The organism is Methylophilus aquaticus (assembly GCF_030769565.1).
GTDB classification, from domain to species: domain Bacteria; phylum Pseudomonadota; class Gammaproteobacteria; order Burkholderiales; family Methylophilaceae; genus Methylophilus; species Methylophilus aquaticus.
The window spans coordinates 38622-52554 of the sequence record NZ_JAVCAP010000026.1; the positions used below are offsets into that span (position 1 = coordinate 38622).

The 13933-nt window shown below is 49.8% G+C and carries 15 protein-coding genes; 7 read left to right on the plus strand and 8 right to left on the minus strand.

Annotated elements, in window-relative coordinates; translation table 11 throughout:
* Positions 1 to 10: 10 nt before the first annotated feature.
* The 4 genes from gap (at position 11) to ppa (ending at position 3194) form a co-directional block, all read left to right on the plus strand.
* Entirely contained in the window at positions 11 to 1072 is a 1062-nt protein-coding gene (gap, locus tag Q9291_RS11855; RefSeq protein ID WP_306390274.1) for a type I glyceraldehyde-3-phosphate dehydrogenase, read from the plus strand.
* A gap of 93 nt (positions 1073 to 1165) precedes the next feature.
* The gene (locus Q9291_RS11860; RefSeq protein WP_306390275.1) at positions 1166 to 2065 is read left to right on the plus strand and encodes a phosphoribosylaminoimidazolesuccinocarboxamide synthase; all 900 of its coding nucleotides are present in this window, start codon (positions 1166 to 1168) and stop codon (positions 2063 to 2065) included.
* A 23-nt stretch (positions 2066 to 2088) separates the two neighbouring features.
* Complete coding sequence (locus Q9291_RS11865; protein WP_306390276.1) at positions 2089 to 2364, plus strand: YkvA family protein; 276 nt, start codon at positions 2089 to 2091, stop codon at positions 2362 to 2364.
* A gap of 281 nt (positions 2365 to 2645) precedes the next feature.
* Positions 2646 to 3194, plus strand: coding sequence for an inorganic diphosphatase (gene ppa / locus Q9291_RS11870; protein WP_306390277.1), 549 nt, complete (start codon positions 2646 to 2648; stop codon positions 3192 to 3194).
* A 67-nt stretch (positions 3195 to 3261) separates the two neighbouring features.
* Here the strand turns inward: ppa and Q9291_RS11875 are convergent, their stop codons facing one another.
* Positions 3262 to 5292: a sodium-translocating pyrophosphatase gene (locus Q9291_RS11875; protein ID WP_306390278.1), complete on the minus strand. Its 2031-nt coding sequence runs from the start codon at positions 5290 to 5292 to the stop codon at positions 3262 to 3264.
* A 179-nt stretch (positions 5293 to 5471) separates the two neighbouring features.
* A complete protein-coding gene (locus Q9291_RS11880) occupies positions 5472 to 5912 on the minus strand; it encodes a DciA family protein (protein WP_306390279.1) in 441 nt (146 codons plus the stop codon).
* Positions 5913 to 5994: 82 nt separating this feature from the next.
* Between Q9291_RS11880 and Q9291_RS11885 the strand changes: the two genes are divergently transcribed.
* The 3 genes from Q9291_RS11885 to Q9291_RS11895 all read left to right on the plus strand — a co-directional run bounded on the left by Q9291_RS11885 (position 5995) and on the right by Q9291_RS11895 (position 9963).
* Positions 5995 to 6897 carry a M23 family metallopeptidase gene (locus tag Q9291_RS11885; RefSeq protein ID WP_306390281.1) on the plus strand — a complete coding sequence of 301 codons (903 nt, stop codon included), beginning with the start codon at positions 5995 to 5997 and terminating at the stop codon, positions 6895 to 6897.
* A gap of 125 nt (positions 6898 to 7022) precedes the next feature.
* Positions 7023 to 9749 carry a preprotein translocase subunit SecA gene (secA, locus tag Q9291_RS11890; protein ID WP_306390283.1) on the plus strand — a complete coding sequence of 909 codons (2727 nt, stop codon included), beginning with the start codon at positions 7023 to 7025 and terminating at the stop codon, positions 9747 to 9749.
* A 31-nt stretch (positions 9750 to 9780) separates the two neighbouring features.
* Positions 9781 to 9963, plus strand: a complete 183-nt coding sequence (locus Q9291_RS11895; protein WP_306390285.1) for a DUF1289 domain-containing protein — start codon at positions 9781 to 9783, stop codon at positions 9961 to 9963.
* Positions 9964 to 10023: 60 nt separating this feature from the next.
* Here Q9291_RS11895 and Q9291_RS11900 read toward each other — a convergent pair whose 3' ends face one another.
* From Q9291_RS11900 to Q9291_RS11925, 6 genes are all read right to left on the minus strand, one after another.
* Positions 10024 to 10491: a MarR family winged helix-turn-helix transcriptional regulator gene (locus Q9291_RS11900; RefSeq protein ID WP_306390286.1), complete on the minus strand. Its 468-nt coding sequence runs from the start codon at positions 10489 to 10491 to the stop codon at positions 10024 to 10026.
* 259 nt (positions 10492 to 10750) lie between these two features.
* Positions 10751 to 11503, minus strand: coding sequence for an HvfC family RiPP maturation protein (locus Q9291_RS11905; protein ID WP_306390287.1), 753 nt, complete (start codon positions 11501 to 11503; stop codon positions 10751 to 10753).
* Positions 11503 to 12369 (minus strand): HvfB family MNIO-type RiPP peptide maturase, encoded by an 867-nt coding sequence (locus tag Q9291_RS11910; protein WP_306390288.1) that lies wholly within the window; start codon positions 12367 to 12369, stop codon positions 11503 to 11505. The genes Q9291_RS11905 and Q9291_RS11910 overlap by 1 nt, the downstream gene beginning before the upstream one ends.
* Positions 12370 to 12390: 21 nt before the next feature.
* The gene (locus Q9291_RS11915; protein ID WP_306390289.1) at positions 12391 to 12732 is read right to left on the minus strand and encodes a hypothetical protein; all 342 of its coding nucleotides are present in this window, start codon (positions 12730 to 12732) and stop codon (positions 12391 to 12393) included.
* Between the two features lie 37 nt (positions 12733 to 12769).
* A complete protein-coding gene (locus Q9291_RS11920) occupies positions 12770 to 13018 on the minus strand; it encodes a zf-HC2 domain-containing protein (protein WP_306390290.1) in 249 nt (82 codons plus the stop codon).
* Between the two features lie 16 nt (positions 13019 to 13034).
* Complete coding sequence (locus Q9291_RS11925; RefSeq protein WP_306390324.1) at positions 13035 to 13577, minus strand: sigma-70 family RNA polymerase sigma factor; 543 nt, start codon at positions 13575 to 13577, stop codon at positions 13035 to 13037.
* Between the last annotated feature and the right edge of the window lie 356 nt (positions 13578 to 13933).

The following is a 13933-nucleotide window of genomic DNA, read 5'->3' on the forward strand; positions in this document are numbered from 1 at the left end:
GGAGGCAACGATGGGTATTCGCGTGGGGATAAATGGCTTTGGCCGGATTGGTCGCATGGTATTGCGGGCCGCATTAAATCAGGCGGAATTCAAGGATATGGAAGTGGTGGCCATCAACGGCATCGAGGAGCCAGAGCATATGCTGTATATGCTCAAATACGACTCTGTGCACGGAAGATTGGCATACGATGCACATTTAGAGGGCAATGCGCTGGTGGTGGATGGCAAGCCGATCCGCTTGACCGCGCACAGCAATCCAGCCGAGATTGACTGGGCCGCGGTTGAAGTGGATGTTGTGGTGGAATGCACCGGTGTGTTTTTGACACAGGAAAGCTGCGCTGCCCATATTGCCGGGGGCGCGCGTATTGTGGTGCAGTCAGCACCGGGGAAGGACGATACACCGATGTATGTGTATGGCGTCAATCACTACCATTACCATGGCGAGGAAATCGTTTCCGCGGCTTCTTGTACAACGAACGGCTTGGCCCCAATGGTGAAAGTGTTGCATGATCATTTTGGCATCAAGCGCGGACTGATGACCACCATTCATGCTGCAACGGCCACGCAAAAAACCGTAGATGGTACGTCGAAAAAAGACTGGCGCGGCGGCCGGGGCGTGTTTGACAACATTATTCCTTCAAGTACGGGTGCTGCCAAAGCGGTGGGCAAGGTGATTCCGGCGCTGAATAAAAAGCTGACGGGCATGGCCATGCGTATTCCATCTGCCGATGTCTCGGTGGTGGATTTAACGGTGGAACTACAACAAAAAACCACTTATGACGATATTTGTGCTGTCATGAAATACGCAGCCGAACGTGATTTAAAAGGCGTGCTGGCCTACACCGATGAGCAGGTGGTTTCCAGTGACTTCAGGGGTTATCCGGCCGCCAGTGTGTTTGATGCCAAGGCCGGGATAATGCTGGACCCGACCTTTGTGAAGCTGATCGGCTGGTATGACAATGAATACGGCTACACCTGTAATTTGCTGCGGTTAACACGCTACGTGGCCTATGCCAAGCTGTCCATGACGGAGATACCGGAGCCTCCTGAAGCTGTAGCACAAGCGGCTTGATGACAGACCGTTGTCAGGCTGGCTGACAAAGTATTCGCCTGCGCGGGTGCGGCGCTTTATAATACCGCTTTTATTATTGTAGTGATGCTTGCCATGACCGCACCCTTGCTGGAAACCTCGATTCAAAGCCTGAAAAAACTGCATCAGGGCAAAGTCCGCGATATTTACGATATCGACGCACAGACCATGTTGCTTGTCAGCACTGACCGCCTGAGTGCTTTTGATGTGATTTTGCCTACCGGCATTCCACACAAAGGCGCCATGTTGACGCAAATGGCCAATTTCTGGTTTGAGCAACTGGCCGATGTGGTGCCAAATCATCTCACCGGTATTGCCCCGGAAAGCGTAGTGGCCCCGGATGAAGTCGCGCAGGTGCGTGGCCGTGCAGTGGTGGTGAAGAAGTTGAAAGCATTGCCGCTCGAAGCAATTGTGCGTGGCTACTTGGTGGGCAGTGGCTGGAAAGAGTACCAAGCCAAAGGGACTGTGTGTGATATTCAGCTGCCAGCCGGATTGCAACTCGCGCAACAACTGCCCCAGCCTTTATTTACCCCCTCCAGTAAAGCCGCCGTGGGTGAACACGACGAAAACATCAGCGTGGCGCAAGTCGAGGCGCTGATTGGCAAAGACCTGACTGCCAAAGTCGAAAAAACAGCGATAGCGCTGTATACCCGTGCCGCAGAATATGCGCGCACCAAGGGCATTATCATCGCCGACACTAAATTTGAATTTGGCGTGGATGAGCATGGCGTGCTGCATGTGATGGATGAAGTATTGACGCCGGATTCCTCACGTTTCTGGCCTGCAGATCAATATCAGATAGGCAGTAATCCCCCCAGTTATGACAAGCAGTTTGTGCGTGACTGGCTGGAAAGCTGCGACTGGGACAAAACACCGCCTGGACCTGTATTGCCGCCGGACATTGCAAAGCGTACCTCTGACAAGTATATGGAAGCGTTTGCCAAGCTGACCGGACGTATTTTGCAGGTGGAATAGGCCTGGCGAATACTGGAGATCCGTTGCGTTTTCGTGCACAACTGGCCGCGCTGGCGGCCAGATTCAAACAGGAGCTGGTATTTTACCGTGCCTTGCTCGCACATCCGGATACGCCATGGCTGGCAAAAGCCTTGTTGTGGCTGGCACTGGGCTATTTAGTATTGCCCTTTGACTTGATTCCCGATTTTATTCCGGTCATTGGCCAGATTGATGAGTTGGTGATTTTGCCTTTGCTAGTCTATCTGGCGCTAAAAGTAACCCCAATAGCCGTACGACAATCCTGTCGTGCACAGATATAGTAACCTTTAATCAAAATTTTCTGCTAAGCGATTTAATATCGCACGCGAACGTCAACTTATCCATTTTTCGGTTGCGTTGTGTAGATTTTCTGTCCGTAGAGCGGCTACTGACACAAAATCTGCCGAATTTATACATTAAACAATAGGGCGTTGTTGTTTCAAGCGCTAATGAAAAATACAGATCAAATTAAAAATAAAGCAATTCATGCTTTTATTTGCCATCAACACGCCACATTCTTCGCCTATAATGGCGGTTTTTTCGTTGAGATAGGTTTAACACGATGTCTTTGAATTTGGTGCCAAGTGGTAGAGATTTGCCCCACGACTTTAACGTCATCATCGAGATTCCAGCTAATGGTGATCCGGTCAAGTATGAAGTTGACAAGGAAAGTGGTGCATTGTTTGTGGATCGCTTTATGGGAACCTCCATGCAGTATCCATGCAATTATGGTTACATTCCGCACACGCTGGGTGATGATGGAGACCCTGTGGATGTATTGGTTATTACTCCTGTGCCGTTGTTGCCAGGGGTTGTGGTACGTTGCCGCGCACTCGGTATGCTCAAAATGACAGATGAGGCCGGTGGTGATGCCAAGGTGTTGGCTGTGCCAGTTGAGAAAGTTTGTGGATTGTATGCTTATCAAAGAACATTGAGTGATGTCTCTCCGTGGCGTCTGGATATGATTGCGCATTTCTTTGAGCATTACAAAGATTTGGATAAAGGCAAATGGGTAAAAATCGAAGGCTGGGTAGGCATCGATGATGCGCACAAAGAAATCACTGATGGTGTAATTCGTTACAATGATGCCGAAGTCAAGCCGGCGTTCTGAGCGATCGTAGCAGCATAAAAAAGTCGGCATTTGCCGACTTTTTTATATTCAGTAGCTATTAAAATGTTTAATGCAATAGTGGCACGATTAGCAAGGCCACAATGTTGATGATTTTAATCAGCGGGTTGACTGCCGGGCCTGCAGTGTCCTTATACGGGTCACCCACAGTGTCGCCGGTTACGGCCGCCTTGTGGGCGTCCGAGCCTTTGCCGCCGTGATGGCCGTCTTCAATATATTTTTTTGCATTGTCCCATGCGCCACCCCCGGTACACATGGAAATGGCGACAAACAAGCCGGTCACAATAGTGCCCATCAGCAAGCCGCCCAGTGCAATCGGGCCTAGAAAAATGCCGACTAAAATAGGTGCAGCCACCGGCAGTAAGGATGGAATCATCATTTCCTTGATCGCTGCTGTGGTGAGCATGTCGACGGCTTTGCCATATTCCGGTTTGGCGGTGCCTTCCATAATGCCTTTGATTTCACGGAATTGGCGTCGAACCTCTTCGACCACACTGCTGGCCGCGCGGCCAACCGCTTCCATGGCCATGGCGGCAAACAGATAAGGAATCAATCCGCCAATAAACAGGCCGATGATCACTTTTGGGTCGCTGAGGTCAAAGCTGGCGGTAATGCCTGCGCTCTCAAGTTTGTGGGTGTAGTCGGCGAACAACACCAGTGATGCGAGGCCCGCTGAACCAATAGCATATCCTTTGGTTACGGCTTTGGTGGTGTTGCCAACTGCATCCAGGGGGTCGGTCACATCGCGCACGCTGCTGGGCAGTTCTGCCATTTCGGCAATGCCGCCCGCGTTGTCAGTAATCGGGCCATAGGCATCCAGTGCCACAATAATGCCCGCCATGCTCAGCATCGCCATTGCGGCAATCGCTACACCGTATAACCCTGCCAGATGGTAGGCGACAAAGATCGCCAGGCACACCGAGAGTACTGGTAAGGCGGTCGACTTCATCGAAACACCAATCCCGGCGATAATGTTAGTGGCATGGCCGGTAGTGGAGGCTTGCGCGACATGTTTGACCGGTGCATAGTCAGTGCCTGTGTAGTATTCAGTGATCCAGACCAGGGCTGCAGTCAAGACCAGACCCACCGCACAGGCTCCAAATAGAGCATTGCTGGAAACGGTCACCTCGCTGTGGGTGTAACCCTGTGGGAACACCGCCTGTGTTACAAAGTAGAACGCGATGAGTGATAGCACGCCTGCTACTGCCAGGCCTTTGTAGAGTGCGGGCATCACGTTTTTCATCCCCGGCGAAGCTTTGACAAAGAAACAGCCAATAATGGAGGCGATGATAGACACCGCCCCCAGTAGTAACGGATAAATGACCCCATTGGTGCCGGCTTCTGTTGCCATCAGCCCTCCCAGTACCATGGTAGCAATCAGTGTTACGGCATAGGTTTCAAACAGGTCAGCAGCCATACCGGCACAATCGCCGACATTATCGCCCACATTGTCGGCAATCACCGCCGGATTGCGTGGGTCGTCCTCAGGAATACCAGCTTCGACCTTGCCTACCAGATCTGCTCCAACGTCTGCTCCTTTGGTGAAAATGCCGCCCCCTAATCGTGCAAATATTGAAATCAGCGAGGAGCCAAATGCCAGCCCGATCAGCGGATTCAAGTCGGTGGCTTGCTCTGCACCCAGATAGATATAAAAGCCGGTGACGCCCAGCAAGCCCAGCCCCACCACCAGCATGCCCGTAATGGCCCCGCCTTTAAAGGCGACATCCAAGGCTGCGCCAATACCATTGGTCGCGGCTTGTGCAGTGCGAACATTGGCCTTGACCGAGACATTCATGCCGATAAAACCACAAGCCCCTGACAGTACGGCGCCAATGACAAAGCCGATAGCTGTTTGCAGGCTTAAGAAAACGCCAATTAAAATAGCCAGAATCACGCCGACCAGTGCAATGGTTTTGTATTGTCGGGACAGGTAGGCGGCTGCGCCTTGTTGAATGGCCCCCGCAATTTCCTGCATACGTGCATTACCTGCGGGTAATCCTGAAATCCACTTGCTCATTACTACGCCATATAGCACTGCCAACACTGCTGCGCCGATGGCTAACATTAATGCGACTGACATGACTTCTCCTGTTCCTGATGAAACTTCGTTAAACGTAATGATTGCTCGCCTCCCCTGTTACCTTGGTTCCTTTCACGCAATGTAGTTGTAAATAAAATGTAACAGGTTGGTGCATTATTGCACTATTAAAGTGCGTCTACAAGTTGTCAGGAACTGGCGCTTGCAGTGTTCATCAGCGCTTAGCGCTGATGGCGAATGAACTGTCGCAAGGCGGCTTGTAACGCCGGGTTTTCGATGTGCTCTGCACAGCTTTCCAGTGTGCTAAGTGCTTGGCTGGATGGTGGCTTGATGTGTTTACGTTTGACTGGCGCAGGAGATTTTACTTGCACTTTGACCTTAATTGCGTTAAGGTTTAAGCCTTTGATTTGCCTTGATTTTTGGCAAATTTCCTGAGTTTTTGCCAGAAGAGATGGGCTGAGCAGCCTGATTCTGTTGGCAATAGCGCCCGAGTAAGCGCCTATGATGAGTGCTCCCTGGTCAATGCCGATGACCTGCGAATGCGCAGAAAATTCCGGTGCTGCCAGTGACCATAGCTGTTGCAGACGCTGATGGTGTTCAGCCTCTTGCAACAAAGGCTTGAGGCCGCTGTGGTTATTGAACACTTGATTGATTTTGAACATAGAGGCATTCCGCATTAAGCCATTCTATTTTACATCATGGCACGCGCGAGAAGATGCCGGTGAATAACGAGAGTTTTGTCGCATGATTAATATCATTATTGTGTCTGAAAAAATGGCCAAGCCCAAAACCCTGGGCTTGCTGGAAAGTATTGCTTTGTTGCTGGGACTGATTGTGTTGCCAGTGGTATTAACCCTGTTGTTTATTACGCCGCAACAGGTGATCAAGTCTCAGGGAGTTAAAGCCATGTTGCCGCCCCATTTGCGCGGGGCCATGTTATCGACTCAAAACCATTTGGATGCGTATGCCAAACAGATTGGCGAGTTGCAAGCGCGAATTTTACGTCTGGATGCACAAAATCAGCGGTTATCCAAACTGGCGGGTATCAAGTCAGGGGCTGAACCCATCAGCCAGCGCACACCTGTGAATGAGTTGCTTGGACAAGGGGGGCCGCTGGTGAAAGACAGCCCGTTGTCTGAAGAGGATTTAAAGTCCACGATTGAAAAAATGGCTGCAGATCTTGATTTGCGAGATGAGTATCAGGGCAAGCTTGAAGCCAAATTGCTGTTGAAAAGTGTGCTGCGTGAAATGCTGCCCAACAGCAGCCCGGTGGAGGTGGCTTACAGTTCTTCGAGTTATGGCTGGCGGATTGATCCCATGAGCGGACACCGCGCTTTTCATGAGGGGCTGGACTTTCCGGCGGCCGTGGGTACGCCAGTGTTTGCTGCAGCAGACGGGATTGTGACCATGGCAACACAGACGCCAGACTACGGTAATTTGTTGAAGATTGATCATGGCTCAGGTTTGGAAACCCGTTATGCCCACAACTCCAGTTTGCTGGTAAAACCTGGAGAACGTGTCATGAAAGGCCAGAAAATTGCCCTGATTGGCAGTACTGGCCGCTCCACTGGGCCGCACTTGCATTATGAAATTCGCCTGAATGGTAATCCGCTTGATCCGCGTGAGTATCTCAGGAACCATTCCTGATGTTGGTTCTCTATTGCCAGAATTCTGTTAGTACAATGCAATAATCGAGACAATCGCCCTCTATATCTTATACAATCTCAGTTTATTTTCAATCTAACCCGCTTGCGCGGAAATCGGTGTGACTCATGTTAGCCTCGTTGTTTAAAAAATTATTTGGCAGTCGTAATGAACGGCTGGTCAAGCAGTATCTGCAAATCGTCAAGCAAGTCAATGCGTTGGAACCCGAAATTCAAACGCTGACAGATGAGCAATTGCGTGGAAAAACTGAGGAGTTCAAGCAACGTTACGCACAAGGCGAAAGCCTGGATAAATTGTTGCCAGAGGCCTTTGCCGTGGTACGTGAAGGCAGTAAACGTGCCTTGGGCATGCGCCATTTTGACGTGCAACTGATTGGTGGCATGGTGCTGAATGCGGGCAAAATTGCCGAGATGCGTACCGGTGAGGGCAAAACGCTGGTGGCAACATTGCCCACGTACCTGAATGCGCTGACCGGCAAAGGCGTGCATGTGGTAACGGTTAACGATTATTTGGCCAAACGTGACGCCGAGTGGATGGGGAAACTCTACAACTTTCTGGGTTTGACGGTAGGCATTAACCTGTCACAAATGACACACGATGCGAAACAGGCCGCCTATGCGGCGGACATTACCTACGGTACCAATAACGAATTCGGCTTTGACTACTTGCGTGACAATATGGTGTTCAGCAAGGAAGAGCGTGTACAGCGCACCCTCAACTATGCACTGGTGGATGAAGTTGACTCGATTCTGATTGATGAAGCGCGTACCCCGCTGATTATTTCCGGCCAGGCCGAACATAGCGTGGATTTGTATGGTGCAATTAACGAAGTCGCCAAGCAATTAACGCGTCAAACTGCAGAAGACGGCGAAGGCGATTTCTGGGTCGATGAAAAAGCACAAAGTGTGACCATGAGCGAAATTGGTCACGAGCATGCCGAGCAGTTGCTGGAGCAGAGCGGTATGTTACCTGCCGGTTCTAGCTTGTATGAGCCTGCCAATATTACGTTGGTGCATCATTTATACGCTTCATTGCGTGCGCAAAACCTGTACCACCGTGACCAGCATTATGTGGTGCGCAATGGTGAAATCGTCATTGTCGATGAATTTTCTGGCCGCATGATGCCGGGCCGTCGCTGGTCAGATGGATTGCATCAGGCGGTAGAGGCAAAAGAAGGCGTAGCCATCCAGAAAGAAAACCAGACACTGGCTTCCATCACTTTCCAGAACTATTTCCGCATGTATAACAAGCTGAGCGGGATGACCGGAACAGCGGATACTGAAGCATACGAATTTAACCAGATTTACGGCCTTGAAACCGTGGTGATCCCGACACATCGTGCTGTTCAGCGTGTGGATGCGATGGACAAGGTTTATCGTACCGGCATGGAAAAATACAAAGCGGTCATTGAGGATATTAAAGAGTGTCAGGCCAAGGGTCAGCCTGTGCTGGTGGGCACCACCTCGATTGAAAACTCCGAACTGATTTCGAATTTGCTGACACAGGCTAAATTGGAGCATCAGGTACTCAATGCCAAGCAGCATGAACGCGAAGCGACCATTGTGGCAGAAGCCGGACGTCCAGGCATGATCACTATTGCCACCAATATGGCCGGTCGCGGCACGGATATTGTACTGGGTGGGAATCCGGAGAGTGATATCCACGGCATTCGTCATGATGACAGCCTGAGTGATACTGAAAAAGAGACCGAAATTGCACAGTTGCAGGCCGAATGGCAACAGCGCCATGATGTAGTGTTAGCTGCTGGTGGTTTGCATATTATCGGTACCGAGCGTCACGAGTCTCGCCGCGTAGACAACCAGTTGCGTGGGCGTTCCGGGCGTCAGGGTGATCCTGGCTCGAGCCGTTTCTACCTGTCGCTTGAAGACCAGTTATTGCGTATTTTCTCAGGCGAGCGTGTAGCTGCGATTATGACCCGCCTCAATATGCCGGAGGGCGAAGCCATTGAGCATGCCATGGTGACGCGTGCGATTGAAAATGCGCAGCGCAAGGTTGAAGGCCGCAACTTTGATATCCGCAAGCAATTGCTGGAATATGATGATGTTTCGAATGACCAGCGCAAAGTGATTTACGAGCAGCGCAATGATTTACTTGAATCCGTCGATGTTGGCCAAACCATACGCGCCATGCGTGAGGATGTGGTGAACAGTCTTTTCAACACCTATGTGCCCCCAGGCAGCGTGGAAGAACAGTGGGACATTGCCGGTTTGGAGCAAGCCTTGCTGGCAGATACCGGCATGACCTTGCCCGTGGGCGAGTGGCTGGAAGGTAATCCTGATTTGCATGAAGAAACTCTGCGTGCACGTATTCTGGATAGTGCCAATGAAAGTTATGCGGGCAAAGAGATGATGGCTGGCAATGAGAATATGCGCAATTTTGAACGCGCTGTCATGTTGCAAAGCCTGGATAACCACTGGCGGGAACATCTAGCCGCGCTTGATCATTTGCGTCAGGGTATTCATTTGCGCTCTTATGCACAGAAGAATCCGAAGCAGGAATACAAGCGCGAAGCATTTGAGCTGTTTGAGTCATTGCTCAATACAGTGAAAAGTGAAGTGACCCGCATCACAATGCTGGTACAGGTACGCTCACGCGAAGAGCTGGAAGAAGAGGAGCGCCGTGCCGAAGAGGCCATGCGTGCTGCTGATGTCGGAAATGTTCAATATCAGCACACGGATTATGATAGTGCATTGGGAAATACTGCTGAGCCTGAAGCACTCAATATGCCTGAAGGTGTACGTGTAGGCCGTAACGATCCTTGTCCATGTGGCTCTGGCAAGCGTTACAAAAATTGCCATGGCGCTTTAAATTAATCGCATATTGTCAGACTCTGATGGAGTGAAAATGAGTGAAGAAGAAGTACAATCCCCTTGCATTGGTGTTTGCACCATAGATGAGGCGAATGGTTTTTGCCAAGGCTGTTTTCGCACACTAGAAGAGATTCAAGGGTGGTGGGACTTTGATAACGTGAAAAAAGCCGAGGTGGTCAATATGGCTACGCAGAGAGAAACAGCTGCTTTTGATTAATTCAAAAGTAACGCACAATAATAAAGCCGGTCAATTGACCGGCTTTATTATTGATGCTGCTTACATGTCGGCCAGGGGCTGCGTGGCCAGACTATTGTTCTCGGCATCAAGCTTGGCGATCACCAGGTTAAGTGATGCTTGCAAGGTTGCTAAATCGGCTTGCGATAGATCTGCCAGCACTTGTGGCAGGATGCCATCTACAGGTTGTGGTGCTTTTGCCAGAATGGCTTTACCGGCCTCAGTGACCATTAGCCCGACTTTACGCTGATCTTCAGATAGCCGTTGTTTAGCGACTAACTGTTTTTTTACCAGTTTTTCCACTAGTAAACTACAGGTGGATTGATGAATCGCCATGTTCTCTGCCAGTCTGGAGACCCCCAGTTCAGGGCGATTGGCAATTTCGTTGAGTAACCACAGCTGAGAGCCCGAGATGCCGCAGGCAACCTCAATTTCTCTAAAATGCTGTTTGATTGTGCCAAAAATAATCCGGAATTGTTTTAATACAGATTTTGCCTGAGAGTTCTGCATGACAGTGAATAATTGTAATGGTGTATGTATATTCTACCAGCTTCTATCACAGTTATATTTGCGTTCTAATGTACGATACACAAAATATTATCGTCATATTCCAAAGTCTTTCATTGTTGCGTCTGTTTAGTCAGCCTCAGTACAATAAATTCGGCTAGACGTAGACCAGAAACCCCTATTTCCGCCATAGCTTGCCTTTTGCCAAGACATAAATGGGCATGGCATGCATGGATATAAGCTCGATGATGGGGGGTAACATTTATTGCGAAGCCGTCGCCGATACTGCGCCTTGTTGTTGCAAGGAAGCAATGGCTTGCAGACCGAATTGCATGACGATTTCAGGATGTGGATGTTGTAATTGTTGGGCGATGATCTGCAAGGCGGATGCTGTCGTGTGTGCTTGCGCTTGCAGTAGTTGCAATAATTGATAGGTGACCTGATTGAGTTGAATAAACGTGACCTTGGATGCCGTATTGGTAAACAAGCACAGATAGGTCGGCATCTTGTCCGTGGGCGCGTGTTTTTTGGAAAGCAGATGAACCGGGTAGTCATAAGCAAGCAAGGCATGGGCAGGATTCAACAGTAGTCTGCTTGAAAGCAATGCGTCGTCGGCAACGATTTCAGCCTGCCTGCCCGACCAGGACGACAAATTGCTCACGTAAAGTTCTGTCCACTCATAGTGCGCCAGTTGGGCACTGAAAGGGGGCAAGGCATAGGCATCAAGGTCAATGCTTTGCAAAAAGTTTACAAACGCCAGAGGGATTTTCCTAAACAAAGGGCTATCAAAATGGTGTTGTGCAAAGCAAAGCCGTACCAGCCTTTTAAACTTCCGTTTGCCCAATATCTGGTGCAATACCGGAAAGCAGGCACTTACACTCGCCATAAAGTTGTTGAACACAATTTCCCGGTAAACGGCCATGCGCTTGTCAGCAACCCCTGCTGGTTTGCGCGTATTGCGCGGGTCACGAATATGGGCAGTGAAGTCCGCCTGGTATTGTTGAAAGGCCAGCATTAGGTTGCCTTGTCCGTGTGGCTTGCCGCCAACTGCTGGTAAGCATGTATCTGATCGACTTCCTGCATCACCACCTTTAAAGCGGGAATATGACTGTCGCGTTCGAGCAGGGTAGGGAAGTTGCCTAGTGTCTGATACGCATGGGCGAGCAGCTGCCACACAGGTGTAATAATCGCTTCGCCGTGGGTGTCTACCAGCAAGTTGGGCGCCACTTGCAAGTGACCGGCCATATGCCCATAGACGATGCGCTCGGCAGGCATCTGATTTAAAAAGGCATAGGCGTCAAAGCCAAAATTCACGCTGTTGACATAGACATTGTTGATATCGAGATGCAAATTGCAATCGGCTTCACTCAGCACAGCATTGATAAAGCTGACTTCATCCATTTCACTGATCGGTGCTTGCACATAAAAAGAGGTGTTTTCAACGGCAATCCGCTGTTCGAGGATGTCTTGTGTCTGCCGGATCCGTTGCGCCACATAATGCACTGCTTCTTCGGTAAACGGGATCGGCAGCAGGTCATACATATAGCCATGGCTGGCATCACTGCAATAGCTCAAATGCTCGGTATATATTGGAATTTCAAAGTCGCTCAGAAATTGTTTAAGCTGACTCAGGAATGCTACATTGAGCGGGTCAGGCCCGCCCAGTGACAAACACAAGCCATGGCAGGCCATAGGATAGCGCTGGGCAAACCATTCCAGTTCGACGGCATATTTACCGCCAGCCCCTATCCAGTTTTCAGGGGCAATTTCAACAAATTGCAAATATTCCAGCAGGGCAGTGCCATGCTGCTGTTTGAGTTGGGGGATCAGTTCGCGCTTGAGCCCCAGCCCTGCACCGCGAATCTCCTGCAAGCTTGCCATAGCGAGTGTGCCAACAAGTAGTTACTTGCTGGCGTGGCAAGAGCCTTCTTTCATTTTCTCGGCTGAGCAGGCACCTTCTTTCATCTTTTCAGCAGAACAGCTGCCTTCTTTAGCTTTGTCATGATGGCAAGAGCCTTCCTTCATTTTCTCGGCTGAACAGCTACCTTCTTTCATTTTTTTCTTGTGGGCGCCGCATTTGCCAGCGCTGCATTTGCCGTCTTTGGCTTTTTCGGCATCGGCTACCTGATAGCCCTGCCCCAGTGTTTTTAATGCAAACGGATTTTCTGCTGCGTGCAGGGCCGCTGTGCCCACAGAGAGTGCGATGGCACTGGATAAGGTCATTGCGAGTGTATTGGTTTTCATGAAAGCTTCCTTTAATAAATAATTAAAAAGTTGGATTTTACGCTTCTGTGTCCAATCGTTTTGTAATCCGATCTCTGGCTACCTGTGGCAGCGTAATGTCTGTGCGCGTGATTTCTTGCTGCTGCCAGCGCGACATCTGCTGGCGTATCAGTTTAAGCTGTTGCGTAAACCTGCGACAGTACACACATATCCATAGATGTATGCGCACAGCCATCCGTTCACGCCAAGTCAACCGGCGGTCAAGCGATTGCGACACCAGTAAGCTGGTTTGTTTGCAATTCAACATGTCGTTTTCACCCTCTTCACCAATGCATTTCCAGACATTTTCGCAGCCCCATCCTGGCCCGATATAACATTACCCAAGCATTGGTCGTGGTAATTTCCAGTACCTTACAAATTTCGTCATTTTCCATTTCGTCCACATCGCGCATGGCAAAAATGGCGGCCAGTTTTTGTGGCAGACGATCCATGCATTGCTGCAATATCTTTAAAAATTGCTTTTGTTGCAAGGCATCCTGTGGCACATCCCATGCCTGAGGCTTTTCTGCCCAATGTCCCGTTTCATCAAAAAACTCGTCCATGTTTGCATCCTCATCGATCATCAATTGCGAGGCAGGGGTTTCTCGAACCTGCTTACGCATGCAGTCGATGATTTTGTGTTTCAGGATACCGGTGAGCCAGGTGCGCGCACTCGACTGTTCAGAAAAGTTAGGATTTTTAATGGCCGCGAGCAGCGTTTCCTGTACGACATCTTCTGCTTGGTGTTGGTCGCGCAAACGCGCCAGCGCAAAACGGTAAAGATAGTCGCCGTGTTCGTTGAGCCAGTCATGCGGGTTGGTTTTCATGCTGGCTATTGAAGCACAGTTTGCAGAGAGACGGAACATGTGCGTGCTTGATATTTGACATGCGGACACCGCTATTCATTCAAGTTGCTCAGCTAGCCTTGGCGCAATTAAAAAATTTAGACGTCGCATACAGTTGATATGTAAGGAGAAATTTTGTATGAGCTACGACGTGGCGCAACGGAATTTGAATGAATAGAACTGCCTATACCTTGCTTGCCAGCATACATATATTTAAATATTTTTATCACTGAAGTTTCCGAACTTGGTGTTTGCAGCAAATCCATTAGCCAATGCTTAAGGCGATGGTGAACTGCTTAATTAGAAAGTTTTCCAAGTGAGCAGCAAGCTGCGAGATA

Excerpts from the sequence above, each read along its gene's own strand:
- gap (WP_306390274.1), top strand. The coding sequence starts at position 11 with ATGGGTATTCGCGTGGGGATAAATGGCTTTGGCCGGATTGGTCGCATG.
- Q9291_RS11895 (WP_306390285.1), top strand. The coding sequence starts at position 9,781 with ATGAGTGAAGAAGAAGTACAATCCCCTTGCATTGGTGTTTGCACCATA.
- Q9291_RS11910 (WP_306390288.1), bottom strand. The coding sequence starts at position 12,369 with ATGGCAAGCTTGCAGGAGATTCGCGGTGCAGGGCTGGGGCTCAAGCGC.
- ppa (WP_306390277.1), top strand. The coding sequence starts at position 2,646 with ATGTCTTTGAATTTGGTGCCAAGTGGTAGAGATTTGCCCCACGACTTT.
- Q9291_RS11920 (WP_306390290.1), bottom strand. The coding sequence starts at position 13,018 with ATGTTGAATTGCAAACAAACCAGCTTACTGGTGTCGCAATCGCTTGAC.
- Q9291_RS11905 (WP_306390287.1), bottom strand. The coding sequence starts at position 11,503 with ATGCTGGCCTTTCAACAATACCAGGCGGACTTCACTGCCCATATTCGT.
- Q9291_RS11860 (WP_306390275.1), top strand. The coding sequence starts at position 1,166 with ATGACCGCACCCTTGCTGGAAACCTCGATTCAAAGCCTGAAAAAACTG.
- Q9291_RS11925 (WP_306390324.1), bottom strand. The coding sequence starts at position 13,577 with ATGAAAACCAACCCGCATGACTGGCTCAACGAACACGGCGACTATCTT.
- Q9291_RS11900 (WP_306390286.1), bottom strand. The coding sequence starts at position 10,491 with ATGCAGAACTCTCAGGCAAAATCTGTATTAAAACAATTCCGGATTATT.
- Q9291_RS11915 (WP_306390289.1), bottom strand. The coding sequence starts at position 12,732 with ATGAAAACCAATACACTCGCAATGACCTTATCCAGTGCCATCGCACTC.
- Q9291_RS11875 (WP_306390278.1), bottom strand. The coding sequence starts at position 5,292 with ATGTCAGTCGCATTAATGTTAGCCATCGGCGCAGCAGTGTTGGCAGTG.
- secA (WP_306390283.1), top strand. The coding sequence starts at position 7,023 with ATGTTAGCCTCGTTGTTTAAAAAATTATTTGGCAGTCGTAATGAACGG.
- Q9291_RS11880 (WP_306390279.1), bottom strand. The coding sequence starts at position 5,912 with ATGTTCAAAATCAATCAAGTGTTCAATAACCACAGCGGCCTCAAGCCT.
- Q9291_RS11885 (WP_306390281.1), top strand. The coding sequence starts at position 5,995 with ATGATTAATATCATTATTGTGTCTGAAAAAATGGCCAAGCCCAAAACC.